Source organism: Fodinicurvata sp. EGI_FJ10296, assembly GCF_040712075.1.
Classification (GTDB): Bacteria; Pseudomonadota; Alphaproteobacteria; order DSM-16000; family Inquilinaceae; genus JBFCVL01.
This window is the reverse complement of the sequence record NZ_JBFCVL010000008.1, coordinates 1-26,650: the sequence shown is the minus strand read 5'-3', so window position 1 is coordinate 26,650 and position 26,650 is coordinate 1. Positions and strand designations below refer to the sequence as shown.

The window sequence follows — 26,650 nt, the reverse complement described above, 5'->3', positions numbered from 1 at the left end:
GTCATCCAACCGCGTCACCGCTCTGGGCCGACCATCGCCGGGCGGCCGGGGAGGTCTAGAGTCGTCTGGCGGGCCGGTGTTCGGGCGATGACCCGTCCCCGGCGCAGGACGGTCAGCCGGTTGGCCTTGGTGCGGATGGCGTCGATCGGATCGGCGGCCTGAAGCACGACCAGATCGGCGTTGCATCCCGGCTCCAGCCCATAGCCGGGCAGGTGCATGATCTGCGCTGGAACACTCGTTACCGCCTGAAACGCGTCGGCCATGGCGTCGGTAGCGCTCATATGGCCGACATGGACCGCCATATGGGCGACGTCCAGCATGTCGCCGCTGCCCAGCGAGTACCAGGGATCCATCACGCAATCATGGCCGAACGCCACACAAAGCCCCGCCGCCTGCAGTTCCGGCACCCGGGTCATGCCCCGGCGTTTGGGATAGCTGTCGTGACGGCCCTGGATCAGGATATTGATCAGCGGGTTGGCGATGACCGACAATTCGGCCTCGGCCATCAGGGCGATCAGTTTCGAGACATAGTAATTGTCCATCGAATGCATCGACGTCAGATGCGAGCCGGTAACCCGGCCCTGCAGTCCCAGGCGGTGGGTTTCATGGGCCAGCGTCTCGACATGCCGCGACATCGGGTCGTCGGTCTCGTCGCAGTGCATATCGACCAGCAGTCCGCGGTCGGCCGCAAGTTCACAGAGCGCCCGGACAGAGGCGGCGCCGTCGACCATGGTCCGTTCGAAATGAGGAATACCGCCGACCACCTCGATGCCCCGGTCGAGGGCGCGTTCGAGATTGGCCGCCGCTGTCGGGTCGCGGTAGTACCCGTCCTGCGGAAAGGCAACCAGTTGCAGATCCAGATAGTCGGCGACGCGCTGCTTGACCTCCAGCAGGGCATCGACGCCCAGCAGCCGGTCGTCACAGATATCGACATGGCTGCGGATCGCGCCGATGCCCTGTGATACGGCCAGATCGCAATAGGCCAGCGCCCGGTCCACAACGGCTTCGTGGGTCAGCAGCGGTTTCAACTCGTTCCACAGCGCGATGCCCTCAAGCAGCGTTCCCGACCGGTTGAGACGCGGCAGCCCCAGCGACAGCGTCGCATCCATGTGGAAATGCGCGTCAACGAACGGGGGGCTGACCAGCCGGCCGGTGGCGTCGATGGTTTCCATGGCCTCGACCGCGATCGCCGGGCGGATCTCCACGATCCGGCCGTCCTTGATCGCGATATCCTGTCCCGTGCGGCCGTCGGGCAGGGTGGCGCCGGTGAGAATCAGGTCGAGCATGTCAGCGTTCTCCCTTGCGGTACGGAACGAGCAGCGCCTTGGGATAGGACGCCCGCCTTGCCATTGCGATCAGCGCCAGAATCGACAGCAGATACGGCATCATCAGAAAGACCTGATACGGCAGTTCGATGCCCGATTGCTGCTGAAGGCGCACCTGATAGGCATCGAAGGCGCCGAACAGCAGGGCGCCGAGCATGGCCTTGCCCGGCCGCCACGAGGCGAAGACGACAAGCGCGATGCAGATCCAGCCGCGCCCGGCCACCATCTCGAAGAAAAAGGCATTGAAAGCGCTCATGGTCAGGAAGGCACCGCCGACGGCCATGAAGGCGCTGCCGACCATGACCGCGCCGATCCGCAGCCGATAGACATCGATGCCCTGGGCCTCGACCGCGGCCGGGTTCTCGCCGACCGTGCGGACCGCCAGCCCCAGCGGCGTGCGGTAAAGCACATAGGCCGTCAGCGGGACGAGCAGAAAGGCGAGATAGGTCAGCGGCGTCTGGGTGAACAGGGCCGGCCCGAGCACGGGAATCTCCGACAGCCCCCAGATGGCGTAGGTCGGGAAGGCTTCGATGCGCGGCGGGCTGGTGACTTCGGGCAGCGCGATCCGATAGGCGAAATACGACAGGCTGGTCGCCAGCAGGGTGATGCCGATGCCGGTAACGTGCTGGGACAATGCCAGCGGCACCGTCAGAATGCCGTGGATCAACCCGAACAGCATGCCGACCATGGCGGCGAGTAGCACCCCGGTCCAGAGATCGGCGCCCTGATAGACCGCCATCCAGCCGACCAGCGCGCCGACAGTGAAGATGCCCTCGATGCCGAGGTTGAGGACGCCGGCGCGCTCGCAGATCAGAGCACCGAGCGTGCCCATGATCAGCGGTGTCGCGATGCGCACCGCCGCCGCCCAGAAACTGCCGGCAAACAGGATGTCGATGAATTCCATGGCGGCTTCGTCCTATCGCCAGCGGATGCGGTAGCGCAGGCCGAGCGTCGCGATCAGCATCGTCAGCAACGATGTCGCAACGATCAGATGCGCGATATAGCTCGACACGCCCAGCGCCCGGCCCATGCTGTCGGCGCCGACGAAGACCGTCGCCACGAAGAAGGCCGACACCACGACCGCCAGCGGGTTCAATTGGGCCAGCATCGCGACCACGATGCCGGCATAGCCGTATTCCGGCGACAGGTCGGTGGTCAGATAGCCGCGCACGCCAGCAACTTCGCCGACGCCGGCCAGTCCGGCCAGGGCGCCGGATATCAGCCCGACCCGGATCATGACGCCCGACGTTGACATGCCGGCGAACCGGGCGGCGTCGGGATTGGAGCCGACGGCGCGCATCTCGAATCCCCAGCGCGTCCGGGCGACAAGGATCCACATCGCCAGCGCCGCGACCAGCGCAACGATAAGGCCCATATGCAGGCGCGTTCGCTCGATCAGGGTCGGCAGCGCGGCGGCATCCGCGATCGGCACCGATTGCGGCCAGCCCATCGACATCGGATCCTGCAGCGGCCCCTCAACCAGCAGAGAGACGAACAGCAACACGACGAAATTCAGCAGCAGCGTGGTCACGACCTCGTCAACGCCGAGGCGGACTTTCAGCAGCGTGGGGATCAGCATCAGCAGCGCGCCACCGGCAGCCCCGGCCAGCAGCACCGCCGGCACCATGACGAAAACACTGCCCGCCCAGGCCGTCGAGCCGACCATGACGGCGGCGATGGCGCCGATATACAGTTGGCCTTCGGCGCCGATATTCCAGAGCTTGGCGCGAAATGCCACGGCGGCGGCAAGACCGGTCAGGATCAGTGGCGCCGTCCGCGTCAGCGTTTCCGTGACGGCAAAGCGCGAGCCAAGCGCCCCGTGCAGCATCAGGCCATAGGCATCGAGGACGGGGGCGCCCGCTATCGCCAGCGGAATTGCGCACAGCACCAACGCGGCGGCGACGGCGGCGATCGGCAGAGCGATTCGCAGCGCCAGCGGTGTGTGGTCGCGCGGTTCAAGCCGCATCGGTGTCCCCTGTTGAGTCGTGCCCGGCCATAAGCAGCCCGAGACCGCGAATGGTGACGTGTTCGGTGGGTTGCGTCGTGGAAATCCGTCCCTGATAGATCACGGCGATCCGGTCCGACAGCGCCAGCAATTCGTCGAGATCCTCGGAAATCAGCACCACGCCGGCGCCCCGCGAGCGTGCCGCCAGCAATTGAGCGTGCACGAAGGTGACCGAGCCGATATCGAGGCCTCGCGTCGGTTGATTGGCCAGAATCAGACCGGGCTCGCGCTCCAGGACCCGCCCCAGGATCAGCTTCTGCATGTTGCCGCCGGACAGCAGCCGGGTCACCGCGTCGGGTCCGGGGCACCGGACGTCGTAGCGCTCGATGATGCCGGCGGCATAGGCGCGGGCGGCGTCCCGGCGGGTCAGGCCGAGTCGCTGGAACGCCGGCTGGCGATAGTCTTCCAGCAGCACCGTCTCCCATAGTGCCATGTCGCCGACGACGCCGTGGCGATGCCGGTCTTCGGGTATGCGGCCGACGCCGTTCTGGACGAGATCGCGGGGGGTCGGGCTGGTCATCGGCGCGCCCAGCAATGTCGCGGTCCCGGCGCTGGGCGCGACCAATCCGGCCAACAGGTCAGACAGCGCCGACTGGCCGTTGCCGGAAACGCCGGCGACGCCGACGATTTCATGCCGGTGAACGTCCAGATCGACATCCCGCAAGGCCACCCGCCCGGGTCCGCCGTCGACATGTACTGCCTTCAGACTCAGCACCGCGGCCCCTGGCGTCATCGCCGTGCGGGCGGTGACCGGGATCGCGCGGCCGACCATGGTTTCCGCCAGGTGATGGCGATCGGTATCGGCCGTCGGCAGCGTCGTCACGACCTTGCCGCCGCGCAGGACCGTGACGCGGTCGCTGATCGCCATTACTTCGTTCAGCTTGTGCGAGATGAAAACGATTGCCATGCCGTCCGCCGCCAATCGGCGCAGCGTCTCGAACAATTGCCCGGTCTCCTGCGGAGTCAGGACGGCGGTCGGCTCATCGAGGATAAGAACCCGGGCATCGCGGTACAGTGCCTTCAGGATCTCGATCCGTTGCTGCTCTCCGACGGACAGGGTGGCGATCCGCGCGGACAGGTCTACGGTCAGCCCGCAGGCGGCCATCAGGCGGTTCAGCTTTTCGTGTGCCTCACGGCGCTTCTGCGTCGGCCGCCAGAGCGACTCGGTGCCGAGGACGATGTTGTCGAAGGCCGAAAGATTGTCCGCCAGGGTGAAATGCTGATGGACCATCCCGATGCCGGCTGCCAGCGCGGCCGCAGGGTTGCCGGGCGGCAGTGCCCGCATCGCGCCATCCGGCCCGGCGACCTCGATGGTGCCGGCATCCGCCGTGTAGTGCCCGAACAGGATGTTCATCAGCGTCGTCTTGCCGGCGCCGTTCTCGCCCAGAAGCGCGAGGACTTCGCCGCGGCGAAGGTCGAGATCGACACCGTCATTGGCCAGAACCGGGCCAAAAGACCGCGAGATACCGGCGAGACGCAGGACGAGCCCGGGTGTCGACACCGGGTCGGGCGCCGCTTGATCGGTTTGCAGGGTCATGGTCGAACCGCGATAGCGGGAATTGCGGCGGGCGCCCTGTCGGCGCCCGCCGATTGGGCCGGTTCCGCGGTTAGTTCGACCGGGGCTCGGAGTCGTTGACGTTCACCCGGAACATGCCGTCGAGGATCTCTTGCTGGCGCTCCATCACCAGTTCCTGGACCTCCTGTGGGACCAGATCGTCGTCCATCGGCGCCAGAGAGCCGCCGCCATAGGCCATATAGCTGTACTGGCCATAATCGGCGGCTTCGAAACTGCCGTCGGCGACCGCTTCGACCGCCCGGTCGATGGTCGGCTCCATGTGCCAGATGGCAGAGGCGGCGATCGTGCCGGGATAGTCTTCCTGTGTGTCGATGACGTTGCCGATCGCCAGGATGCCCCGTTCCATGGCCGCATCGGACACACCGAATCGCTCTGCGTACATGATGTCGGCCCCGTCATCGATCATGGCGAATGCGGCTTCCTTTGCGGCTGGCGGATCGTACCAGGATCCGAGGAAGGTCACGACGAACTCGATATCGGGATCGATTTCCCGCGCACCGTCCATAAACGCATGCATCAGACGGTTCACTTCGGGAATTGGATATCCGCCGACCATGCCGATCTTGCCGGTTTCCGTCAGAGACCCGGCGACCATGCCGGTCAGATAGGACGGCTCGTGGATCCAGTTGTCGAAGACGGCGAAGTTGTCGCCGGAAGGGCCGAAGCTGGAGCCCATTAGGAAGGCGGTATCGGGGTAGTCTTCGGCGACTTGCCGGGCCGCGCGTTCGACGCCGAAGACTTCGCCGATCAGCAGATCGTGCCCGGCATCGGCGTATTCGCGCATCACGCGCTCATAGTCGCTGTTCGAGACGTTCTCGGAATAGGTATAGACGATGTCGCCCCGGTCGGCGGCGGTGTTCAGCGCCAGATGGATGCGGCTGACCCATTGCTGTTCGGTCGGAACCGTGTAGATCGCCGCCACCGAGACAGGGTCGTCAGCCCAGGCCGCCGGTGACGTTGCCATCACGCCCAGCGCGGCCATGCCCAGTGCGGCGGCCACGATCGGGCGCCGTCGTATCGTCAGATCATTGTTCATTCTTGTCCGAGCCCCTGTTCGCTGTCGTTCGTATTGCGCGGAAGTCGCCCTGATCCAACGGTTCGTTGCCTGTCGAGCAGCGATGTATGGCAGGTTCGTTATTATCGTAGTCACGTATGCGCAATAGGGTCAATTGCTGTCGCATCAGCGACGGGGCAAGTGACCCTCAAGTCGATGGTTGCGAACGATTGTGGAGCGCGAATTTCGAAGCGCAAAAGACACCGGCGCATGGAGCGCCGTGATTTCGGCTATCGGCGCATGGACATGTTGCTGGCGTTGACCATCAATTCAGTCATCGAAAAAGGGTCGAGCAGTCCGTTGGGCGAGGTGGCGCCGGCGATCAACTGCGTGGCGGGCGTCGAAGGCATCTGGTTGGGGCCGGATCCTTCCAGTGCCATGAAACGCTGAATGGTCTCCTGAACCTTGTCCGGGTTCTCTTTCAGTTCCTTCAGCGGCAGCCGGCTTTCCAGCATGTCGCGCTGGCGGTCGATGTCGAGTTGCCCGATCTGTTCCGGCAGCCCGAGCGCGCCCCTGATGACATCGAAAAGCGGCCGGTCGGACATGACCTGGAACCAGTTGTCGATCTTGCCGATCGTGCGCTCGAAATACAGCGCCCGCCGCGCGGCCGGATTCGACTCGCCAACCGCTTCCTCGAATCGCTGCACGATGAACCGGTCGATTGTCGATTCCACGAATTCGGGGTCGGAGAAGTTGCCGGTCGCACCCTCGCCGAACCCGAGTTCGCGCGAGAATTCCCGATAACGGCGATCGCTCATCTGGTTCGCCAACGAGCGGGGATCGAGCGTCCCTTCTTCCATCACCCGGCGCATGAGCGCATTGGCGTTCTGCTGATCTTCCATGCCATAGGCCGTCAGAACCAGCTTATAGGACTTGTAGTCCTTCATCAGGTCGTCGGTGGAATCGATCGACGCGGCCTTGGCGCGAAATTCCTCGGCCTCGCGCTGTATCATCGGGTGCTTGCGGAAGGCCTGAAGCTGTGCAGCCTGCTGGTTCTTCAGGGCATTGTAGCCACCGATGCCTGGAAGTGTCGCCACCGGCGGAAGAAGGCCGCTTGTGCCGCTGCCGCCTTGCTGCATTGCGTTGAGGATCATATTGTCACCGTTCGTCTGCCGGTGGGTTCGGCAGGGCTACTCTCTGCCCTGATTTCGTCGGATGGCTTGAAGTAGCTGGGAATGCGGCCCACGACGGCGTCGGTCGCCGGATCGACGATATCAGTAAAAACCTGCCCGGTTTCACCGTCCATCTTCACCTGATAGCGGCTGTTCTTGAACGTTGCCGGCTCAAACGCGGCCGCGTCCTCGGCCCGGTCACCGGATGCGTCGCCTCCGGACCCCGTAGCCCCAGGCCCGTTCTTCGAGCTGCTGCCGGTCGTTGTGCCGATTTTTTCCGGCCCGGCTTGTTCTTTGGTGGGTTGGGGATCGTTGTTCGCAGACGAACGAAGATGCGTTTGACCCGGCAGATACATGCCGGAGCTATCGCCGATCGAAAAGCTGTCGCCCATGGTCCACTCCTTCAGCGGTTGAACCGGGAATTCTTCCCGGTCGCTTCAGGCTATGACACGGCATTTAATATACCGTTAAGCGACCTGGGATCGACTGCCCACTGATCGCACTGCAATTGGAGGTTGGGGGTGGTCGCCCGAACCATTAGCCAGTCGGGTCGGCAGTCGGGGGCCGGTCAGAGATGTTGAGCAGGCGGGCCTCGTACTCCATCACCGGACGAAGAGCGATGATCGCCTTGTAATAGTCGCCGCGGGCTGCAAGCGTGCTTACCGTACCGAGATGCTCCTTGATTTCGGCATTGGTCAACGCCGCGCCCAGGGCAGCGATGGCGTTTTCCAGCGGCTGGCCATAGGCCTCGATGCTATTCCTGTCGCCGGCTGCCAAGAGCAGAAGCTGGATGAGAAAGTAGACTCTTTTGGCCGGCGTGTTCGCTTCCTGCTCCTGCAGGATGTCCTTTTCGCGCATGACATGGGCGAAGGTGCTGATCGTCAGCCGTGAACGCCTATTGTCGTTGACGATCACGGCGCCGTTGATGACGACCTTTTCCTTAGGCTTGAGCTCCAGCACCAATGGCATGAACGACCGGCTCCGATTTTGCTGACGATTGTCCCGACAGCCCTGTCATGACCGATTTATTGACGTCGATCAACGCGTCGATGGTTTTTTCCTCGCGCAGGACCTTACTGGAGTAAGTCGTGACCCAGATCGCCAGTGAAATCAACTGCGCCTTGAGCCCATCCGGCAATTCGTTCGTCGCCTCCGTCAGGTCGATGGCCAGCGATTGCCAGAACTGCCGGTTATCGTGGATGGCCTGCGCGCGATCGCTGGGTGAGGCGCTGCCGTCCCGTGTCTTTTCCAGTCTGCCGGTCAGCCGGCCCAGAATCTGATACTCGACCTCGACCGGAGAAATGCTGTCTCGGGCGCGGGTCTGATACGCTGCGATGCTCATATTGGGTGCTTTCCTCGCCGGAAGGTGGTCATGGTGCCGTGCATCCCCGTTCAATGAGATGGGGGATGGTGCCGGGAATTAGAGAAAGTTCACCAACGACAATTGTCGTAGTTGCCCGGTAAGATTATACGACGCCTGAAGCTGAAACTGTAATTCCTGAAGTTTCGTGATGGCATCGGCGGGGTCGACCGATTCGATGTCGTTCAGGACCGAGTTGGCGAATTTCTTGGTGTCGTCGTGCCGCTCTTTCTGGGTTTCGAGCGTTTGGCGAAACAAGCCGTTCTCGGCCATTAGATCTCGCAGGCTGCGGTCGTTGTCGCTGCCGCTATAGGTGACGCCTGCCGCTTCGGTAATGCTGAGCGACGACATCTCCGCGAACGCCTGATATTCCTGATCGTTCGCGACACCGGCTTCCGGCGCGGTGCCGCTATAGGCCATCCCCGCCAGGTTGGCCAGGATCTTGCGAAAACCCGGGTCGTTGGCCACGCCGGGCGGTCCGGCACGTTGGTTGTCGGCGATATAGGGGCCTTCGGGAAGGTCGCCGCCCTGGTACCAGCCCGTGCTGCCGTCGGGAGCGGCTTCGAAACGCTCGAACCATTCCTGAACGGCGCCGTGCAGTGATGTGGGCGAGTCGATTTCCGACGTCGGCGCCTCGGGTGGCGGTGGGCCGGGTGTGTAATTCCCCGGCGTCCGTCCGTCGGCCAGAAAATCCTCCAGTGGCGGAATATAATCGGCGTCGCCGGGGGCGCCTTTGCCGTTCTCGACGATGTCGAGATTGATCGGCGGCGTCAGGGCATTTTCGCCGCTGAAGACATACATGCCGTTGACCGATGAGTTCAGGACGGACTGTATACTGTCCAGGGCGTTCTTCGCCTCGTACTCGATCTGGCGCTGAGATGTGGAGTTGTTGGGCAGTCCGTAGACCATATCCTTGACGGTCTCGGCGAAGTCGGTCGTCTTGTTGATCGACAGTTCGACCCGCTCCGCGCGGGTTTCCAATGTGCCGATCGTATGCTGAAAAGTTTCCAGTCGCTGCATCTCGTTGCGCATCGAGACCACGTTGCGCGCCTCGTTCGTACGCATACCACCGAACCGGTCGGTCTTCTTTCCGCTGGAGATCTGCTGCGACAGGGTGGCGGTTTCCGTCTGCATCCGGGACAGGTCGGATCTGAGCAGATTGAAATACGTGTTCGTGTTGATCTGTGTCATCGTTCAATCCGCCCCTATCGTACCGAATTCATCAATTCGTCCATCATGCGCTGCGTCGTCGTGATCACGCGCGCCGATGCGCTGTAGAGCTGCTGCAACACGATCATTCGGGCCATCTCGTCATCGATATTGACGTCGGCGGTTGTCGCGAGTTCGTTCTTCAGGAAGCCGACCGACACCGACGATTCCGATAGCAGCCCTTCGGACCGGCGTACCTGATCGCCGATCGAAGCCGTCACTTCGGCGGCGGCGTTCGACAGCGTCACCGAAGTCAGTGCCGGCTTGAAGACGCCGCGGTAAGTCTCGTTCGCGCCGAGGTCGAAATCGCGCGGCTGAAGGAGTGCCTGCCGCGATTGGTTGAGCACTGTCGTGTCGCCCACGGCGTTCTCGTTGCCGAGGCCGATATCGGCGCGCGATGTCCGCAGATGTGTGGGATTATCGATCAGATCCTGCCGGACGCTGATGCCGGCCGCGAAGCCGGCGCTATCAAATCCGCCGTCTTCGGGTGTGTTGCCGGCGGCATCCACGAACATGTCCGTTTCCGGACCGCCATTCTCGGAAAACGCCGACGCCAGTTGCGTCGCCATTTCATCGAGTTCGGCAAGACGATCGACGGCGCGACGCTCGATTTCATTATAGGCGCCGAGCGTCCCACCGAGCCGGCTCACCGGTTCGTCGCTGACCAGGATGCGGTCGTTTGAGTCGACCGTGATGGTTTTTGCCCGGTCGTTCGCAAGTTGCTGGTATTCAGCCGTAAAGACATTCATTACGCCGCGGTCGTTCTCGAAGGTCCGGATCTCCATGATTTCGGAAAGTTCAAGCGCCAGCTGGTCGCGCCGGTCCTGCCGGTCGGTGACGTCGCGGCCCGCCGCCAGGCCATCGGAGATCTTGATGTTCAGATCAGCAATCTCGCCAAGGATTTCGTTCGCGACTCCGACATCAACCGAACGATCCTGCCGTGCCTCGAACCTGACCGACTGCATGTCGCTGTAGAGCCTGTTCATCGAATCGGCGAGCCCGGTGCCGGACTCGATGACGGCGGCATAGGCGACCGAGGACGACGGTTCGGTGGCGACATCCTGGAATGCATTGCCGAGGGCGTCCATCCGATTGCCAAGCGAAGCTTCCGCCGCCGGATCGCCGCTCAGGGCATCCATGTATTTCAGCGCCGCCGTCAGCGTATCCTGATATGTGTCGGCCGAGGTGGCGCGCCGCAGATCCTGGACCAGAAATTCATTGACGGCACGGGTGATCTTGCCCGGCTCGGCGTTGCCGAGTGGCCCGGTCGAGGAATGCTGTGTCTTCTTCGTATAGCCCGGCGTGCTGGCATTCGTAACATTGCGCGACGTCGTATTGAGAAGGCTCTGCGCCGTCTTCAATCCGCTGCTGGCGTTGTTCAGGATCGACATAACCACGGCATGGGTCTCCCTGCCTCGATACGCCCCCGTTCTGGGGCATCAGGATCCCAGGGGCGGCCCGCGCCGCCTCTGGTCCTGCAATCACTCACGCGTCAGTATAGTGATAATCGGTTAACGGAACGTTCCCGGTGTCCGGGAATTTTCGGTATCATTAACGCTTGGCGTTGATGATTTCCTGAAGCATTTCGTCCGACGTTGTGATGACCCGCGTGTTGGCGGAGTAGGTGCGCTGGGCGATGATCATCTTGGTGAACTCGTCAGCGATATCGACATTGGAATTCTCCAGCGCCGATCCATTGATCGATCCGGCCCCGGCGCGGCCCATTTGTTCATATCGAGGTGTGCCGCTTTCCGGACTGCGGAAAAACGCGCCGCCATCCTTGCGGTTCAACTCGTTCTCGGCGTTGAACATGGCAACGGGTACTTGATAGAGCGTCCGGTCGATGCCGTTGTCGAAGGATGCCGTCACGTATCCGTTCTCATCCACGAAAACATTCGTCATGACGCCGGAGCGGAACCCGTCCTGGTCAAGGCGGAACACCGATATATCGCTGTCGGCATATTGTGTAAGTCCGGGCTCCTGGTTGGAATTGGCGAACGAGAAATTGATATCATCGCTGAATCCCGAATCGAGGTTTATACTGATCTCGCGACTGGTATCGCCGACGAGTTGCCCATTGGCGAAATTGAACTGATCGGCCTCGACCCAGGTTCGGCCGTCGACCGGATCATCGCCGCGGTCGTAATAGAGGGACCATTGATTGCGGTCGGTCCGGACCCAGCGCATCTGAACGTCATAGGGATTGCCGATCTCGTCATAAACTGTCAGGGCGCCGCCGCTGACGCTCGACGCCATGAAGCCATCGTAATCATAAGTCTGTGCGTCCGACTCGGCCGAGATATTTTCCGTCCCCGCGCCATCGGTGATTTCAAGAACGGGAGCGGACGCGCCATTGGCGTCGAAAGCCGGATCGGCGTCGATATCGGCGGCAAGTCCAGTGACGACGTCATTGATGTCATCGCCGGCTGCCGCCGTGTAGGTGAACTGCTGACCGCCAATGGTAACAGTGTATTCGGCCCCTTCCGCGACAGGGACATCCGTGAAGTCGATTTCCCTCGGATCAGTCGACGCCAATCCGGGAACGTTCACATCTCCGACCGCGCGGGGGGCCTCGGCAACGCCGGACCAGGGGGCGACCCCGGCATTCAGCGCGCCTGCGGGAATCTCAGGCACGACATCCGCTTCGCTGGGCAGGTTGGCAAGGTAATTGATGCGTGTCGTAGCTTCCGGCTCTGTCGTGGTAGTGGCAACGTTCACGATTTCCATCACGTCACTGGTATTCATCGTGTCCTGATCGATCACCGGCTGGCCGCGCAGGTAATAGCCAGCGCCATTGACCATGTTGCCGTAACGGTCCAATTCAAAATCGCCGCGCCGCGTATAGAACTCCTCGTTGCGGAAGAAAATCTCATCGCCCTCGAAACGTTCGGGCTCTGACACGACGAAATAGCCGTTGCCGCTGACCGCCATATGGGTCTCGGTCTGGCTTTGCGTCAGTTCGCCCTGGACATTGTTGACGAATTTGGGCTGGGCAATGACCGAGCCGGGCGAATGAAGGCGCTGGTTGGATGTCGTGACCAGATCCCGGAAATTGGTTTCGGTTCGCTTGTACCCGAGCGTCGTCGAATTCGCGATATTGTCGCTGATGTGCCCCAGGGCGGTCGATTGTGCCCGCAGGCCGCCGACGGCTGTATTGAGCGAAGAGAACACCGACATATTCTGGCTCCTGTTTGATTCCGGCCGGGCATTTGTTGCCGGGCCGGCTACTTTTTTCTGTCAGGTGAAGATCCGATTCAGGCGGACTAGACGGCAGCGCTGCGGAAGGACTTCAGGTCGTCGATCGATACGCGCCCGCCGCCGACTTCGAGCATGATCTCGCCATCCTCGACGGTGGCGCCGTCGACCGGGCCGATGACGCTGGTCGGCACGTTTGTCATCTCGCCTTCGGCGCCTTCCCGGCCAATGGCCCTGACAGTATAGTTGCCGTCCGGCGCTGTGCCGCCGCCGATCATTGCGCCGTCCCACGCCATCTCGCGACGGCCGGAAGCCGGGTCCATTTCTGTGCGATGGATGACCTGTCCGCCGGCATTGACCATTTCGACCTGCATCTCGCTCAGACCCTCCGGAACGTCGAGGACGTACCGCATGGGACCCTCGGCCGTGTTCAGGCGATTCTTGTTGCCGTCGACTTCGACCATCTTGCCGGTCAGGGCTGCGGCAGTATTGATGTCGGTGCCGCGTTGCAGGTCGATCAGTGTTTCCAGATTGTCATTCGACTTGATCGCCTGTTCGACCTGCGAGAACTGGACGAGTTGCTCGGTGAACTGGTTCGTGTCCATCGGAGACATCGGATCCTGGTTCTGGAGCTGCGTGGTCAGCAGCGACAAGAAGGCGTCGAAATCGTCGCCCAGAACCGCTTTGTCCGATTCCGAAGCCGGTTTGATCTCCGGATCTTCGTCCCGTTGGCGGGCCGCCTGGCCAGCGCTGCTCGATTGGCCCCCTAGAGTTGTCTGAGGCCTCGGTAGATTGCCGGTCTGACCGGTGAGGGATGTCATATCGACCATGGAAGTCTCCTGCTCGGTCCTGTCGGTCCGCTAAATGGTGATGTCGACGGCTCTGAGACTGATGGCCGGTGGTTGAGCGACCTGGGCCGGGTCCGGATTGTCGTCGCCCTGTGCCCAGAGCCTGTCGCCGAGACTCCGGCGGGATCCGGCGCCGGTTTCGTCTTCACCGTTGCGCTCCTGGCGGTCGGCCATGTCGAACCGCAAGCTGTCGCCATCAACCGTCAGATCGGCCTCCCGGAGGGCCTGTTCCAGAGCGCGGGAATCGCGCTGCAGCAATGAAAGGGTTTCGGCCTTGTCGGCCATGACGACTGCCTGCACGCGCCCGTCGCGGCCGATCTCCATCACGATATCGATGCCGCCGAGGCGGGTTGGCTGCAGTTGAAGGCGCAGACGATCCCCGCCATTGTCGGCCAGCTTCTTGAGATGAAGCGCGATCTGGTCCTGGACCGGTGTTGCACCGGCGCCCGGACGCTGAGCTGCGGCTTCCGCCGCCAGGCCGGCTGCGGCGCCACCGGCTGCGGCCGGCCCCTGGCCTATGGCGCTGCTTGTCGGAATCAGTGACGTCGTCGTCTCCGAGCCCGCGGTGGCAAAGGTGCTGCGGAGCCCCGTCGGCATCTCGTTGTCGTCGCCGAGCGTTTCCGAGCCGAGCCGGAAGAGAGCGTCGCTGAACTGGCGGCCACGGGAGTCGGTGCCGGTTCCGCCATCGCGTGCCGAAGCCTCGCCGTCGGCCCGAGCGGTGCCCCCCGGTCTTGATGCCGCGATTTCCGCGTCCCCCTCGCCGTCGCCGCCGGCCGTGGTCTGGTTTGGTACGATGATCTGGGGGCCTGAATCGCGGCTTCGGCCGATGGCGCTCGCCTCCCGGCCGAACATGGCCGTCAGACCGGCCAGGCCGCCGCCGAGACCGGAAACTTCTTCTGCCCATGATGACATCCGGGACGACAGGGACTCGACCCGGTCGGCACCGGCCATTTCGATATCGATCAGGGCGGCAAGCGCTGCACCGATCGTCTCATCGTCCGCATTGGCGAGCAGATCGGCGTCCTGCGCGGGAATGGTCTGCATACCGTCAGTGTCGCCTTCCGCCTGCAGCGCTTCCGCCAACGCAGCGACCAGTTTCCTGACGGCGTCTTCTATGCCGCCTTCTTCCAGAACCTTGCCTACTTGCTCGGTGACATCGATATCCATCGCGGCGAGCAGGTTTTCCAGCGCCTTCAGCACATCGCCGCCCGGCAATGTTTGCCCGCCCCCGTCGCCGACGGCTTCCGCGCCACCTTCCGCCTCGGTCTCGGTCATCCGTCTGGCGAAGTCGATGGCGGCGCGGGCTTCGGTCTCCGAAATCTCCGCATCCGATGACGATTCGGCGGTTCGCCCCGCAGCAAGCCGCAGCAGTCCGTCGAAGGCAGCGCCGGAGTTCTCGCGGGCACCGCCTGATTGGCCGTCCGTACGCCCCAATCTTGTAGTGCCGAAAATTGATGCCTGGATGTCCATCGGACCCTCACGCTGACGTTCACGCGCATTTCAATGCAAGGGCGATGCCAAACCCTCCGGGGGCAAAAAAAATCATTTATTATCAATAGTTTACGATATAGCGGCGCTGAGTGCCTTGAGGTCGGTCCGGGGGCACGCGTCCAGCAGACGTCGACTGGCCGGTAATTCCTGCCGGGTGGCCAGGTCAGAGTCTGCCCAGGCGCAGTCCGTCTTCGGATCGTTGCGTTGTGCCCCGGGCGTATCAGCCCCATCGCGTGATCGCACAAAAAGGCCCGTTGCCGCGGGTAGCGGCAACGGGCCAGGCGCAACAAGCGTCGATCGTTTGCGATCGGCGGTTCTCGTTACTCGATCTCGCCGGTCACCCAGTAGTTGACCAGGCTTTCGTTCTCATCGATGAAGTTCGCGACGGCTTCTTCATAAGAGGATTCTTCGGCTTCGGCCATCAGGTTCTGGAGGATGTCCAGATCAATGGTGAACCGGGTGAGGAAGTTGAAGATTTCCGGATGGTCCTGATCGAAGCCGGGGCGGACCATGGCGTGAATCCGTTCGTCCCCGCCGAGGGCGCCTTCCGGATCCTCAAGATACCGAAGGTCGTAAGCGCCGAACATCCAGTGCGGGCTCCAGCCCGTCACGACGATCGGATCTTCGTTCTGGATGGCCCGATCCAGGGCCGCGGTCATGGCGGCGCCGGAGGACGTCAGAACGTCGTAGCCTTCGAGGTCGTAGACTTCGAGGGCCTCTTCGGAAAGACGCATCAGCCCCGCGCCGGGATCGATGCCCTGGATCTCGCCGTCGAGCGCTTCACGCGCTTCGTCGCTGTTGAGGTCGGCGATCGAGCCGAATGTGTCCTCGTCCATGTAATTTGGAACGACCCAGCCGAGCTTTGCGCCGGTGTAGAGCGGGCCGACCGGAATCACGTCCTTGGAGAGGTTTTCCCAGTAGTCGGCGTGAGTGCCCGGCAACCAAGCCATCAGCATCATATCCAGATCGCCGGTTTCGACGCCCTGATACTGAATGGCGATGTCCGCCAGCGTCATTTCGACTTCTGCATCAAAGTGTTCTTCAATGACCTGAACGGCCATGGTCGTGATAGCCTCGGCGTCGGACCATGCCGTCCAGCCGATCGTCACATCCTGTGCGGCGGCCGGCGCGGTCGCCAGACCGAGCGCCAGGGCGCTGGTTGCTGCTGCTGTCTTGATCTTGAAGGTCATTGGATTCTCCTTTCGCATATAGCGATCGGTGATGCCGAGATCGGGCGCCATTGCACCCGAAATCGACGGAGGTGAAACACCCGCGCGCTCCGTGGAGCGGCGAGGTGCCAGGCCGAGGGCGGATCGTTGTCGCCGTCGGCCATCGAGTGATGTGTGGCCGTCGCAGCCGGACCGGTCAGGCTTCTGTCCGGCCATTGCCGCCAGCGCGGCCGGCCGTGCCGGGCGTGAAAACCGACATTAAGCGGGACTTCAGCGTCGCACGCCGCTGGCCTGTGCCGAAGGTCTGCGTCACCCGGTCCAGCAGGACCGCAAGTATGACGACGCCGAGACCGCCTTCGAAGCCAAGGCCGACATTCAACCGCTGAATACCGCGCAGCACCTCTGTTCCCAGGCCGCCAGCGCCGATCATCGAGGCGATGACGACCATCGACAGCGCCAGCATGATGGTCTGGTTAACGCCCGCCATGATGGAGGGCATGGCATTGGGGATCTGCACATGGAACAGAAGCTGGCGCGGTGTGCACCCGAATGACTGTCCGGCTTCGACCATTTCCTTCGGCACGTGGCGGATGCCGAGATTCGTCAGACGTACTGAAGGCGGCATTGAGAAAATGATCGTCGCGATCGCGCCCGGCACCTGTCCCAGGCCAAAAAGCATCGCGGCCGGGATCAGATAGACGAAGGGCGGAAGCGTTTGCATGAGGTCGAGCACAGGCCGGATCACTGCAAGTAGCCGGTCGGACTTGGCGGCTGCGATGCCCACGGGAATACCGATTGCGAGGCTGACTGCGGTCGCCGACAGGATCAGTGCCAAAGTTTCCATGGTCTCCGGCCAAAGATCGATTCCCACGATCACGACCATGGAGGCCACGGCGAACAGGCCGAACCGCCAGCCGACGCGGTACCAGGCAATGCCGATGATGATCAGTGCCGTCAGCCAGAAAGGCAGCGTGGTCAGTATCGTTTCCACGAAATCCACGACCGCGCCAACGAATGACGCAATGCCGTCGAAAAGACCGGATGCGTTAGCGCGCAGCCAGTCGACAGTGGCCGAAACGACATCGCCGATCGGAATGCGGAATTCAGGTTCCCAATCAAACACGGTGCCGATTCTCCTACTCGTTTCGGTCCAGGGTGCGCAGAAGGGCAGCCCTGGATATTGTGCCGACGAAGACGTTGTTACTGTCGACGACCGGCAGGGGGCAGGGAGCGTCGGCGACCAGTCCCATCAGGTCGGAAAGCGAGGTGTCGGCGCTGACGGGTTTAATGTCCGGTAGCAAGGCCTTGTCAATCGAACCGCTGCCGCCCGCCTGTGCCCGCAGACTCTCGCTCGAAACGACGCCTTTGAACTTTTTCGACCGATCATGAACATAGGCGTAGTCGGTTTCGTGTTTGCGAAGGCGCTGGAGAGCGCTGTCCACACCGTCATCTCCGCGATGAACAATGGTCAGTCCGGTCTTGGCGGCGATGTGCCCCGCCGTGAACACCTGAGTGACGTCCACACCCTTGAAGAATGACTGGACATACTCGTTAGCCGGATTGCGTACAATTTCGTCCGGTCGCCCCACCTGCACGATCATGCCGTCCTGCATGATGGCAATGCGATCGCCGATGCGCATGGCTTCATCGAGGTCGTGGGAAATAAAAATGACCGTGCGCTCAGCTTCCTGCTGCAGTCGGAGCAGTTCGTCCTGCATCTCGGTGCGGATCAGCGGGTCGAGGGCCGAGAACGCCTCGTCCATCAGCATGATGGCAGGATCTACGGCCAGCGCCCGTGCCAGCCCGACACGCTGCTGCATGCCGCCGGAAAGCTCCGATGGCATGGCATCGGCATTGGCGCGAAGGCCGACCTTTTCCAGCGCTTCGAGCGCCCGCTGCCGACGGTCGGCTGTGCCATACCCGGCGACGGCGAGGCCGAATTCGGCATTCTCAACCACGGTCAGATGCGGCATCAAAGCGAAGGACTGGAAGACCATGCCGAACAAGCGTCGGCGAATTTCGATCAGTTCCTTCTGGCTGAGTGCCGCAATATCGCGGTCATCGACCATCACCTGACCGGAAGTCGGCTCGATGAGCCGATTCAGCAAGCGCACGATCGTGGACTTGCCGGACCCGGACAGGCCCATAATAACGAAGACTTCGCCCTTCTGGACCGAGAAGCTGGCGTTGTTGACCGCGACTGTTGCGCCGGTCTCGGCATAGATCTCGTCTTTCGAAGAGCCATCCTCCAGCATGGCGCGTGCGCGATCGGGATGGGGACCAAAAATTTTATACAGATTCTTGACGACCAGTTTATCAGTCATGTTGCTCATTGGTCTGTGACGACCGCGCCCCAAGGCGGTCCGGATGGGCTCCGTGAGAGAACTCCACATCACATAGGTGCAGTGGCAGGATTTGTCAAATCCGCTCTATCGTCAGACTATGGGTTGGCGTTTCTTTTGATCGCTCTGTCTACCCCATTATGGCTAGGTGCTCAGGATGATATTGTCGGACAGCAGCAACGGGGCACCGGATTTGGGACACCAACCTTCGTTTTTCTTTCGCGGCAGGTCGTTTCAAGTCTGCTTGCCGACCGGTCCCGCTGGAATCCGAAAGCGGAGCGGCTCTGGCTGAATCGCTTCAGTAGTCTTCGGTGAGGAACCAGGGCCGTTCCTGCGGCCGTCCGAACGAATTGCCGGCACGCTTGTTCAGTTCGGCCACGTAATCGCCGGGCAGGCCGGCGGCCTCAGCCGCGCGAACGACCGCGTCCATATAGCCGGGACCGGAATAGCCCGGCCGCGAGACGACGGCCGTGTAAATCAGCGCCCGACGGATCCGCCCATTGGTGCGGACATGGATGAAGCGCTTGCGATAGATGCCCAGCGTGACGCCTTCGAATCCGTCCAGCGTCGACAGGTCCGCGATCGCAACGCGCCACAGGACGCCGGGAACCAGATGCCCGGGGGCGGGGATGACGGTGGCCACGCCCTGGCAGGTAACCCGGAACCGGTGGTCCGGCAGCGTGGCCTGCGAGACGAATCGGGATCCCGGGCAGCGCCGCGCCATGCCCTCGGGATCCATGTTCAGTCCATAGGAGAAATACAGCATCGATTCCGCGAGCGCCCCCACTACAGGTGCGACATGGACCTGTCGCCCGCCCCCGTAAAAGAGAAATGACTATATCTTTTAATCGTTATCGGATGCCAATTGAACCCGAATATCCCTACCTCTGCGATTGCGCGGGCAAGTGCGCCGACCTTATGATGGCACCTGAGGCGGACTGCATGTCCTGGCCCACGGAAATACGATCAGAGAGGCGGCGCCATGACCGGCCAGAACGACGACTCGGACAAGGCAGCCATCACCTTCTATTTCGATTTCTCCAGCCCCTATGCCTATCTCGCCGTCGACTCCGTTCTGACGCTCGCGGCGCGCCATGGCCGGGCGGTCGATTGGCGCCCGATCCTGCTGGGCGTCGTATTTCGGGCGACCGGGGCGCAGCCATTGGCCGATTTGCCGCTGAAAGGCGACTATCTGCGCCATGATTGCCCCAGATTCGCGCGGATGCTGGGCCTTCCGTTCGTCCTGCCGGAGCCGTTTCCCTTTGCCACCGTTGCTGCTGCCCGTGCTGTGTACTGGGCGGAATCGACAGCGCCGGGCGCCGAGAAGGCGGTCGTTCGTGGGCTTCTCCACGAGATTTTCGGCCGTGGCCAGGCGTTGATCGACAAGGAAGCCGTTGCCAAGGCCGTCGCCGCACTCGAAGTCCCCGGCCTCCCCGATGGGTCGGACGAAATTCTCGACGGGATGGAAAGCCGCCCGATCAAGGACCGGCTCAAGACCGAAACCGATTCGGCGATTGCCGTGGGTGTCTTCGGCAGTCCGTTCATCGTCGCGGACGGCGAAGCATTCTGGGGCGCCGATCGACTGGATCACGTCGACTGGTGGCTTTCAGGCGGCGAGCCCGGCGAGGCTTTGCAGGGGCGCGTCAGATGACGGTACTGAAAAGCAGTGTGGATACCCGCTCGGCCACTTTCTCCGACAATGCCGGCGCCATGGCAGCTCTCGTCGATGACCTTCGCGCAACCGTTGCCAGAATCAAAAGCGGCGGCGGTGAAAAAGCGCGCGAACGGCATCTCTCCCGCGGTAAACTGCTTCCGCGCGACCGGATCCGCGCCTTGCTCGATCCCGGTGCGCCGTTCCTGGAAATCGGACAGCTTGCGGCCCACGACGTCTACGGCGAGGACGTGCCCGCCGCCGGCATTATTACCGGCATTGGCCGCATCGCCGGACGCGAGTGTATCGTCGTCGCCAACGATGCGACCGTCAAGGGCGGCACCTATTATCCGTTGACGGTGAAAAAGCACCTCCGGGCGCAGGAAGTCGCGCTGCAAAACAACCTTCCCTGCCTCTATCTGGTCGACAGCGGCGGCGCCAATCTGCCCCGCCAGGACGAAGTCTTTCCCGATCGCGACCATTTCGGCCGCATCTTCTATAATCAGGCGACGATGTCTGCGGCCGGCATACCGCAGATCGCGGTGGTCATGGGGTCATGTACGGCCGGCGGCGCCTATGTGCCGGCGATGTCGGATGAGGCGATCATCGTCAGGGAGCAGGGGACAATCTTTCTCGGCGGGCCGCCGCTGGTCAAGGCAGCAACGGGCGAAGTCGTGTCGGCGGAGGATCTCGGCGGCGCGGACGTGCATTCGCGCGTTTCCGGAGTCACCGATCACTATGCGACCGATGATGCCCATGCGCTGGCCATCGCGCGGCGGCTTGTGGCCGATCTGAATCGCCGCAAGCCCGTTGCTCTCGACATCCGCCCGCCGCGCCCGCCGCTCTACGACGCAGGCGAGATCTACGGTATCGTCGGGACCGACCTGAAGAAGCCATACGATGTCCGCGATGTCATCGCCCGGATCGTCGACGGCTCGGAATTCGGCGAGTTCAAATCGCTTTACGGCCAGACCCTGGTGACCGGATTTGCGCATATCTTCGGCTATCCGGTCGGCATCATTGCCAATAACGGCATCCTCTTTTCCGAAAGCGCGCAGAAGGGCGCCCATTTCATCGAACTCTGCGCCCAGCGCGGTATTCCTCTGGTTTTTCTGCAGAATATCTCGGGCTTCATGGTCGGCCGGAAATACGAGGCTGGCGGCATCGCCAAGGACGGCGCGAAGCTGGTGACGGCGGTCGCGACGGCGTCGGTGCCCAAATTCACCATCATCATCGGCGGCAGTTTCGGCGCCGGAAACTATGGCATGTGCGGCAGGGCATACGGGCCGCGGTTGTTGTACATGTGGCCGAACGCGCGGATCTCCGTCATGGGCGGCGATCAGGCGGCCAACGTCCTGGCCCAGGTCCGGCGCGACGGCATGGAAGCGCGCGGCGAGGACTGGCCCGTCGAGGACGAGGAGACGTTCAAGGCGCCGATCCGCGAGCAGTATGAGCGCGAGGGACACCCTTATTACGCTTCCGCCCGCCTGTGGGACGACGGCGTGATCGATCCGGCCGATACCCGGATGGTCCTCGGCCTGGGCCTGTCGGCGTCGTTGAACGCGCCGATCCCGGAAACCCGCTTTGGCCTGTTCAGGATGTAGGGCGCAAGCACGAAGGAGGACCAGAGGCCATGGCGACCGACGAGGCGGGAAGGACGGGCAGCGCGACGCCCCCATCACCCGAGCCAGTGTCACCCGAGCCAGTGTCACCGGAGCCAGCGTCACCCGAAACGGTGCGCATCGAGCGCGACGGGCCGGTAGCCCGCGTCGTCATGTGTCGTTCAAACGTCCACAACGCCTTCGACGAGGCCATGATAGGGGCCCTGACGGCGGCGCTGCGGGATGTCGGCGGGCGCGAGGATGTCCGCGCCGTGGTGCTCGCCGCGGAGGGCAAGAGTTTCTCAGCCGGGGCCGACCTCAATTACATGAGGGCCATGGCCGACTACGGCTATGACGAGAACCTCGCCGATGCCCATACGCTGGCCGGCCTGATGCAGACGCTCAACAATTTGCCCAAACCGACAGTGGCCCGGGTTCAGGGCGCGGCCATGGGCGGAGGCGTCGGCCTGGTGGCCTGCTGCGACATCGCCGTCGCGTCGGCAACGGCGCGATTTGCACTGTCGGAGGTCAAGCTGGGCCTGATACCCGCCGTCATCTCTCCGTATGTGGTGCAGGCGATCGGTCCCCGTCAGGCCCGACGGTACTTTCTCACCGGGGAGCGTTTCGACGCCGCTGAGGCACGCCGGATCGGCCTTGTCCACGAGGTCGTCGACCAGGGTGAGTCCCTTGATCGGGTGGTTGCCGGATACACCGACGCGTTGGTCGCCAACGGTCCCACGGCACTCGCGGCGGCCAAGGGCCTGGTCGCCGCCGTGGTCGGCCAGGATCCCTCGACCGTCATCGATCTGACGGCGCGGCGGATCGCCGATCTGCGCGCGGGCGACGAAGGACGGGAAGGCGTTACCGCGTTCCTGGAAAAAAGGCCGCCGGCATGGCGCCGGACCGGCGATGATGCCCCGCCGGAGCAGGAGTGACGGAGTCCATGGTATCCAGCCTGTTGATCGCCAATCGCGGAGAGATCGCCTGCCGGATCATCCGGACCGCGCGTTCGCTCGGGATCCGGACAGTGGCGGTCTTTTCCGATGCCGACGCCGATGCGCCACATGTTCACCAGGCCGATCAGGCGGTCTGGATCGGGCCATCGCCGGCGCGGGAAAGTTATCTCGACGGCAACCGCGTCATCGAGGCGGCCCGCCGGACCGGGGCGGAGGCCATCCATCCGGGATACGGTTTCCTGTCCGAGAATGCCGATTTCGCCGATGCCTGCGCGGCTGCCGGCATTACTTTCGTCGGTCCGCCGGCGAGCGCCATGCGGGCGATGGGGGGGAAATCCACCGCCAAGGCGATCATGGCCGATGCCGGCGTGCCCATTCTGCCTGGCTATCATGGCGACGGTCAGGACGATGCCCTGTTGTCGGCAGAGGCCGATCGTGTCGGGTATCCGATCATGCTCAAGGCGTCGGCCGGCGGCGGCGGCAAGGGCATGCGGGTCGTCAGGGATGCCGAGGCGTTCCCGGCGGCGCTCGGCGGGGCGCGGCGGGAAGCCGTGGCGGCTTTCGGCGACGACCGGATGCTGATCGAGCGCTACCTCGACCATCCGCGCCATGTCGAGGTGCAGGTTTTCGCCGACAGTCACGGGGGCTGCATTCACCTGTTCGAGCGCGACTGCTCCATTCAGCGCCGCCACCAGAAAGTGGCCGAGGAAGCGCCGGCGCCCGATTTGCCCCCGGCGGTGCGCGAGGCGATGGGCGCGGCCGCCGTCGCCGCGGCGAAGGCCATCGGCTATGTCGGGGCGGGAACCGTGGAATTTCTCTATGCCCCCGACAGCGGCGAATTCTTCTTCATGGAGATGAACACGCGGTTGCAGGTGGAGCACCCGGTCACCGAAGCCGTAACTGGCGTCGATCTGGTCGCCTGGCAGTTGCGCATCGCGGCGGGTGAAGCGCTGCCCTGTGTTCAGGACGATATCCGCCTCGACGGCCATGCGGTCGAGGTGCGGCTTTACGCCGAGGATCCGGACGCCGGATTCCTGCCGTCGACGGGGCGGCTGACCCATTTTTCCATGCCCGAACGAGAAGTCGGCATCAGGGTCGACAGCGGCGTCGACGCCGGATCGGTGATCTCGGTTCACTACGACCCCATGATTGCGAAAATCATCGCCCATGGGCCCGATCGGGCGACCGCTTTGCGGCGACTGGGCCGGGCGCTGGAGAAGACGGAGGTGGCAGGTCCGGCCACCAATGCGGCCTTTCTCAGGCGAATCGTGACGCATCCGGCATTCGCTGCGGGGGCGATCGAGACCGGCTTTATCGAGAAGCATACAGCGGATCTGCTGCCGGAACGGAGATTGCCGGGCCTGCCGACGCTGGGCGCCGCCGTCGCCGGCGTTCTGGCCGATCGCGCCGCGAAGGCGGCTCGGCAGGCGGGTTCGTCGGCGGATCCATGGTCGCCATGGGGCGATGCCGGCGGATGGCGGCTGAACGGCGAGGGCGAGGAGCGCATCGCATTCCGGTCGGGAGAAGTGCTTCTCGCCGTCACACTGCGGTATCTTCGCGACGGCTGTATTCTCTTGACGTCTGACGGCATCGAGGCCCGACTCGCCTATAGGGTGGACGACGATGGTATGTTGTCACTCGGCATCGACGGCGTCTGGCGACGTGTCAGAGTCGCGCTCGATGGATTGGCGGTGACGGTCTTCGATTCCGGCGAAATCCAGCGGCTTTCGCTGGTCGACCCGATTGCCGACGCCGATCGCGATGCCGTCGGCGGCAAGCTCGTCGCGCCAATGCCGGGTCGCGTGGTCGCGCTTCACGTCGCTGTGGGCGATTCGGTCAAAAAGGGCGTTGCGCTGATCGTGATCGAGGCGATGAAGATGGAGCATACGATACTCGCACCGGCGGATGGCGCCGTGACCGGGCTGCCGTTTGGCGTCGGTGATCAGGTCGAGGAGGGGGCCGAGCTGGTCGGCTTCGAATCGGGCTCGCCCGAGGAGGACGCCTCTGCATGACACGCCGCATCCGCATCGTCGAGGTCGGGCCCAGGGACGGGCTTCAGAACGAGCCGGCCGCCGTCCCTACGGCGACCAGGGTCGCTCTGATCGGCAGGCTGGCGGATGCCGGTTTGCGCGTGATCGAGGCGGGGGCGTTCGTCTCGCCGAAATGGGTGCCGCAGATGGCCGACAGTGCCCAGGTGCTGGCGGCTCTCGACCGGCGTCCCGGTGTCGCCTATCCGGTTCTGGTGCCGAACGAAAAAGGATTGGAAGCCGCGATTGCAGCCGGCGTCGAAGAGGTTGCCGTTTTCGGCGCGGCTTCGGAGACTTTTAGCCGGAAGAACATCAATTGCAGCATCGCTGAGAGTCTGGAGCGGTTTCGTCCTGTCGTATCGCGGGCGCTAGGCGCCGGAATCCGGGTGCGCGGCTATGTGTCCTGCGTGTTGGGTTGCCCTTACGAGGGCGCGGTTGCGCCGGACACTGTGGCAGGGGTGGCGGCGGAACTGGCGACGATGGGGTGTTACGAGATTTCGCTGGGCGACACGATCGGCGTCGGCACGCCATCAGCGGTCGCACGGTTAATAGCGGCCGTCGAACATCACGTGCCGATCGACCGCCTCGCCGCCCATTTTCACGACACTTACGGTCAGGCGCTGGTCAACATTCACGTCGCGCTGCAGAACGGCATCGACGTCGTCGATTCGTCTGTCGCCGGACTGGGCGGCTGCCCCTTTGCCAAAGGCGCGACGGGCAATGTGGCAACAGAGGACGTCGTCTATATGCTCGATGGCCTGGGCTACGACTCCGGGGTAGATATCGCGGCGCTGGCCCGCGCTGGCGATTTCATCACGCAGGCGATCGGGCGCCCGAATCGCTCTCGGGCCGGCAGTGCGCTGCTGGCAAAGGCGGCCGCCGCCCCGGGCTGAACGGGGAGGGCTGAACGGGGAGGGCTGAACGGGGAAGACTGGACGGGGCGCCGGCAATGACACATCTTCGGAACCAATCGAATAGACGGTTAGGATCGTCGGCGGCAAACCGCCGACCCACCCGTTCCGGTTGCTGTCCCGAAGGAGAACCATGGCCGTACATCTACTCAAGACCGCTGTCGGAATCGCGGACGTGGCCTCGCTGCAGGCAAGGCAGGCCGCTCGTGCCGGGCAGCACGGAGGCCGCGACGTCGTGTTCGGCTATACCCGCAGGCGCCCGACAAGGGCGGACGAGGTCCTCGACGGCGGGTCGATCTACTGGATCATCAAGGGTGTTATCTGCGTGCGCCAGCGCATCCTGGGGCTGGACGAGGAGCGGGACGATGAAGGCAAGCCGTTCTGCCTGATGGTGTTCGATCCGGCGCTGATCGAGACCGCCGGCCTGCCCAGGCGGGCGATCCAGGGATGGCGGTATCTTCGACCAGACGACGCACCGCCCGATCTGGACGGTGCGGGCAGCGCCGAGGACGATGCTCTGCCGCCCGAATTGGCCCGCGAGCTGCGTGAAATGGGGGTCGTCTGACGGTCGCCGATCGCGGTTTCGATGACAGCGTCATTTTTCTGCAAAAAGGTATTGCGTTTGGTTGGTGAGGTTGGCTATAAGCTCGCTCACGCACTGCGGCGCTGGCCGGTCGGCAACGACGGGTTGGGGTGGTTCCTGAGGGGGCCTTGAAGCAGGGGTGCTTGCAGATCAGATGCTGGACGATCCTTTGGTGGGTTGCTTATGCGGCCCGCGGGGGATTTTTGGTCTCTGATTTTGGATTTTGGACATTGTG

At 63.2% G+C, this 26,650-nt stretch carries 24 protein-coding genes; 6 read left to right on the top strand and 18 right to left on the bottom strand.

The genetic code is table 11. The annotated features are described in order from the left end of the window. Window positions 1-14: 14 nt before the first annotated feature. The 18 genes from ABZ728_RS17410 to ABZ728_RS17325 form a co-directional block, all read right to left on the bottom strand. Complete coding sequence (locus tag ABZ728_RS17410; protein WP_366657515.1) at window positions 15-1,286, bottom strand: amidohydrolase family protein; 1,272 nt, start codon at window positions 1,284-1,286, stop codon at window positions 15-17. Window position 1,287: 1 nt separating this feature from the next. Then, entirely contained in the window at window positions 1,288-2,229 is a 942-nt protein-coding gene (locus tag ABZ728_RS17405) for an ABC transporter permease (protein ID WP_366657514.1), read from the bottom strand. A gap of 12 nt (window positions 2,230-2,241) precedes the next feature. Next, window positions 2,242-3,291, bottom strand: coding sequence for an ABC transporter permease (locus ABZ728_RS17400; RefSeq protein ID WP_366657513.1), 1,050 nt, complete (start codon window positions 3,289-3,291; stop codon window positions 2,242-2,244). Beyond that, entirely contained in the window at window positions 3,281-4,867 is a 1,587-nt protein-coding gene (locus ABZ728_RS17395; RefSeq protein WP_366657512.1) for an ABC transporter ATP-binding protein, read from the bottom strand. Before ABZ728_RS17395 ends, ABZ728_RS17400 begins: the two co-directional genes overlap by 11 nt. A gap of 70 nt (window positions 4,868-4,937) precedes the next feature. Then, window positions 4,938-5,942, bottom strand: a complete 1,005-nt coding sequence (locus tag ABZ728_RS17390) for a BMP family protein (RefSeq protein WP_366657511.1) — start codon at window positions 5,940-5,942, stop codon at window positions 4,938-4,940. Between the two features lie 248 nt (window positions 5,943-6,190). Further along, the gene (locus ABZ728_RS17385; RefSeq protein ID WP_366657510.1) at window positions 6,191-7,054 is read right to left on the bottom strand and encodes a DUF1217 domain-containing protein; all 864 of its coding nucleotides are present in this window, start codon (window positions 7,052-7,054) and stop codon (window positions 6,191-6,193) included. Next, the gene (locus tag ABZ728_RS17380; RefSeq protein ID WP_366657509.1) at window positions 7,051-7,464 is read right to left on the bottom strand and encodes a hypothetical protein; all 414 of its coding nucleotides are present in this window, start codon (window positions 7,462-7,464) and stop codon (window positions 7,051-7,053) included. The genes ABZ728_RS17385 and ABZ728_RS17380 overlap by 4 nt, the downstream gene beginning before the upstream one ends. A 145-nt stretch (window positions 7,465-7,609) precedes the next feature. Continuing rightward, a complete protein-coding gene (locus ABZ728_RS17375; RefSeq protein WP_366657508.1) occupies window positions 7,610-8,041 on the bottom strand; it encodes a flagellar biosynthesis repressor FlbT in 432 nt (143 codons plus the stop codon). Beyond that, a complete protein-coding gene (flaF, locus tag ABZ728_RS17370) occupies window positions 8,013-8,414 on the bottom strand; it encodes a flagellar biosynthesis regulator FlaF (RefSeq protein WP_366657507.1) in 402 nt (133 codons plus the stop codon). Before flaF ends, ABZ728_RS17375 begins: the two co-directional genes overlap by 29 nt. A 78-nt stretch (window positions 8,415-8,492) precedes the next feature. Beyond that, window positions 8,493-9,623 carry a flagellin gene (locus tag ABZ728_RS17365; RefSeq protein WP_366657506.1) on the bottom strand — a complete coding sequence of 377 codons (1,131 nt, stop codon included), beginning with the start codon at window positions 9,621-9,623 and terminating at the stop codon, window positions 8,493-8,495. Between the two features lie 14 nt (window positions 9,624-9,637). Further along, window positions 9,638-11,032: a flagellar hook-associated protein FlgK gene (gene flgK, locus ABZ728_RS17360; protein ID WP_366657754.1), complete on the bottom strand. Its 1,395-nt coding sequence runs from the start codon at window positions 11,030-11,032 to the stop codon at window positions 9,638-9,640. Window positions 11,033-11,192: 160 nt separating this feature from the next. Then, a complete protein-coding gene (locus ABZ728_RS17355) occupies window positions 11,193-12,818 on the bottom strand; it encodes a flagellar hook-basal body complex protein (protein WP_366657505.1) in 1,626 nt (541 codons plus the stop codon). An 86-nt stretch (window positions 12,819-12,904) separates the two neighbouring features. After that, complete coding sequence (locus ABZ728_RS17350; protein WP_366657504.1) at window positions 12,905-13,666, bottom strand: flagellar hook assembly protein FlgD; 762 nt, start codon at window positions 13,664-13,666, stop codon at window positions 12,905-12,907. Window positions 13,667-13,696: 30 nt separating this feature from the next. Then, a complete protein-coding gene (locus tag ABZ728_RS17345; RefSeq protein WP_366657503.1) occupies window positions 13,697-15,154 on the bottom strand; it encodes a flagellar hook-length control protein FliK in 1,458 nt (485 codons plus the stop codon). A gap of 341 nt (window positions 15,155-15,495) precedes the next feature. Further along, the gene (locus ABZ728_RS17340; RefSeq protein ID WP_366657502.1) at window positions 15,496-16,365 is read right to left on the bottom strand and encodes a glycine betaine ABC transporter substrate-binding protein; all 870 of its coding nucleotides are present in this window, start codon (window positions 16,363-16,365) and stop codon (window positions 15,496-15,498) included. Between the two features lie 175 nt (window positions 16,366-16,540). Then, a complete protein-coding gene (locus ABZ728_RS17335) occupies window positions 16,541-17,467 on the bottom strand; it encodes a proline/glycine betaine ABC transporter permease (RefSeq protein WP_366657501.1) in 927 nt (308 codons plus the stop codon). Between the two features lie 13 nt (window positions 17,468-17,480). Continuing rightward, window positions 17,481-18,668 (bottom strand): glycine betaine/L-proline ABC transporter ATP-binding protein ProV, encoded by a 1,188-nt coding sequence (gene proV / locus ABZ728_RS17330; RefSeq protein ID WP_366657500.1) that lies wholly within the window; start codon window positions 18,666-18,668, stop codon window positions 17,481-17,483. Window positions 18,669-18,984: 316 nt separating this feature from the next. Then, entirely contained in the window at window positions 18,985-19,452 is a 468-nt protein-coding gene (locus ABZ728_RS17325) for a gamma-glutamylcyclotransferase family protein (RefSeq protein WP_366657499.1), read from the bottom strand. Between the two features lie 216 nt (window positions 19,453-19,668). Here ABZ728_RS17325 and ABZ728_RS17320 point away from each other — a divergent pair, with 216 nt between their 5' ends. From ABZ728_RS17320 to ABZ728_RS17295, 6 genes are all read left to right on the top strand, one after another. Then, window positions 19,669-20,337, top strand: coding sequence for a 2-hydroxychromene-2-carboxylate isomerase (locus tag ABZ728_RS17320; RefSeq protein ID WP_366657498.1), 669 nt, complete (start codon window positions 19,669-19,671; stop codon window positions 20,335-20,337). Further along, complete coding sequence (locus tag ABZ728_RS17315) at window positions 20,334-21,941, top strand: carboxyl transferase domain-containing protein (RefSeq protein WP_366657497.1); 1,608 nt, start codon at window positions 20,334-20,336, stop codon at window positions 21,939-21,941. The genes ABZ728_RS17320 and ABZ728_RS17315 overlap by 4 nt, the downstream gene beginning before the upstream one ends. Before the next feature lie 29 nt (window positions 21,942-21,970). Further along, a complete protein-coding gene (locus ABZ728_RS17310) occupies window positions 21,971-22,873 on the top strand; it encodes an enoyl-CoA hydratase/isomerase family protein (protein WP_366657496.1) in 903 nt (300 codons plus the stop codon). A gap of 8 nt (window positions 22,874-22,881) precedes the next feature. Continuing rightward, on the top strand, window positions 22,882-24,906 hold the full coding sequence (locus ABZ728_RS17305) for an acetyl/propionyl/methylcrotonyl-CoA carboxylase subunit alpha (protein WP_366657495.1): 2,025 nt from the start codon (window positions 22,882-22,884) through the stop codon (window positions 24,904-24,906). Continuing rightward, the gene (locus ABZ728_RS17300; RefSeq protein WP_366657494.1) at window positions 24,903-25,814 is read left to right on the top strand and encodes a hydroxymethylglutaryl-CoA lyase; all 912 of its coding nucleotides are present in this window, start codon (window positions 24,903-24,905) and stop codon (window positions 25,812-25,814) included. Before ABZ728_RS17305 ends, ABZ728_RS17300 begins: the two co-directional genes overlap by 4 nt. Window positions 25,815-25,965: 151 nt before the next feature. Then, window positions 25,966-26,397, top strand: coding sequence for a DUF1489 domain-containing protein (locus ABZ728_RS17295; protein WP_366657493.1), 432 nt, complete (start codon window positions 25,966-25,968; stop codon window positions 26,395-26,397). Window positions 26,398-26,650 lie beyond the last annotated feature (253 nt).

What these genes read in the sequence shown, in the direction of transcription:
- ABZ728_RS17390 (WP_366657511.1), bottom strand. Translation starts at nt 5,942, where the DNA reads ATGAACAATGATCTGACGATACGACGGCGCCCGATCGTGGCCGCCGCA.
- ABZ728_RS17400 (WP_366657513.1), bottom strand. Translation starts at nt 3,291, where the DNA reads ATGCGGCTTGAACCGCGCGACCACACACCGCTGGCGCTGCGAATCGCT.
- ABZ728_RS17395 (WP_366657512.1), bottom strand. Translation starts at nt 4,867, where the DNA reads ATGACCCTGCAAACCGATCAAGCGGCGCCCGACCCGGTGTCGACACCC.
- ABZ728_RS17340 (WP_366657502.1), bottom strand. Translation starts at nt 16,365, where the DNA reads ATGACCTTCAAGATCAAGACAGCAGCAGCAACCAGCGCCCTGGCGCTC.
- ABZ728_RS17325 (WP_366657499.1), bottom strand. Translation starts at nt 19,452, where the DNA reads ATGCTGTATTTCTCCTATGGACTGAACATGGATCCCGAGGGCATGGCG.
- ABZ728_RS17295 (WP_366657493.1), top strand. Translation starts at nt 25,966, where the DNA reads ATGGCCGTACATCTACTCAAGACCGCTGTCGGAATCGCGGACGTGGCC.
- ABZ728_RS17300 (WP_366657494.1), top strand. Translation starts at nt 24,903, where the DNA reads ATGACACGCCGCATCCGCATCGTCGAGGTCGGGCCCAGGGACGGGCTT.
- ABZ728_RS17385 (WP_366657510.1), bottom strand. Translation starts at nt 7,054, where the DNA reads ATGATCCTCAACGCAATGCAGCAAGGCGGCAGCGGCACAAGCGGCCTT.
- flaF (WP_366657507.1), bottom strand. Translation starts at nt 8,414, where the DNA reads ATGAGCATCGCAGCGTATCAGACCCGCGCCCGAGACAGCATTTCTCCG.
- ABZ728_RS17320 (WP_366657498.1), top strand. Translation starts at nt 19,669, where the DNA reads ATGACCGGCCAGAACGACGACTCGGACAAGGCAGCCATCACCTTCTAT.
- ABZ728_RS17365 (WP_366657506.1), bottom strand. Translation starts at nt 9,623, where the DNA reads ATGACACAGATCAACACGAACACGTATTTCAATCTGCTCAGATCCGAC.
- proV (WP_366657500.1), bottom strand. Translation starts at nt 18,668, where the DNA reads ATGACTGATAAACTGGTCGTCAAGAATCTGTATAAAATTTTTGGTCCC.
- ABZ728_RS17375 (WP_366657508.1), bottom strand. Translation starts at nt 8,041, where the DNA reads ATGCCATTGGTGCTGGAGCTCAAGCCTAAGGAAAAGGTCGTCATCAAC.
- ABZ728_RS17310 (WP_366657496.1), top strand. Translation starts at nt 21,971, where the DNA reads ATGGCGACCGACGAGGCGGGAAGGACGGGCAGCGCGACGCCCCCATCA.
- ABZ728_RS17345 (WP_366657503.1), bottom strand. Translation starts at nt 15,154, where the DNA reads ATGGACATCCAGGCATCAATTTTCGGCACTACAAGATTGGGGCGTACG.
- ABZ728_RS17380 (WP_366657509.1), bottom strand. Translation starts at nt 7,464, where the DNA reads ATGGGCGACAGCTTTTCGATCGGCGATAGCTCCGGCATGTATCTGCCG.
- ABZ728_RS17305 (WP_366657495.1), top strand. Translation starts at nt 22,882, where the DNA reads ATGGTATCCAGCCTGTTGATCGCCAATCGCGGAGAGATCGCCTGCCGG.
- ABZ728_RS17355 (WP_366657505.1), bottom strand. Translation starts at nt 12,818, where the DNA reads ATGTCGGTGTTCTCTTCGCTCAATACAGCCGTCGGCGGCCTGCGGGCA.
- flgK (WP_366657754.1), bottom strand. Translation starts at nt 11,032, where the DNA reads ATGTCGATCCTGAACAACGCCAGCAGCGGATTGAAGACGGCGCAGAGC.
- ABZ728_RS17410 (WP_366657515.1), bottom strand. Translation starts at nt 1,286, where the DNA reads ATGCTCGACCTGATTCTCACCGGCGCCACCCTGCCCGACGGCCGCACG.
- ABZ728_RS17405 (WP_366657514.1), bottom strand. Translation starts at nt 2,229, where the DNA reads ATGGAATTCATCGACATCCTGTTTGCCGGCAGTTTCTGGGCGGCGGCG.
- ABZ728_RS17350 (WP_366657504.1), bottom strand. Translation starts at nt 13,666, where the DNA reads ATGGTCGATATGACATCCCTCACCGGTCAGACCGGCAATCTACCGAGG.
- ABZ728_RS17315 (WP_366657497.1), top strand. Translation starts at nt 20,334, where the DNA reads ATGACGGTACTGAAAAGCAGTGTGGATACCCGCTCGGCCACTTTCTCC.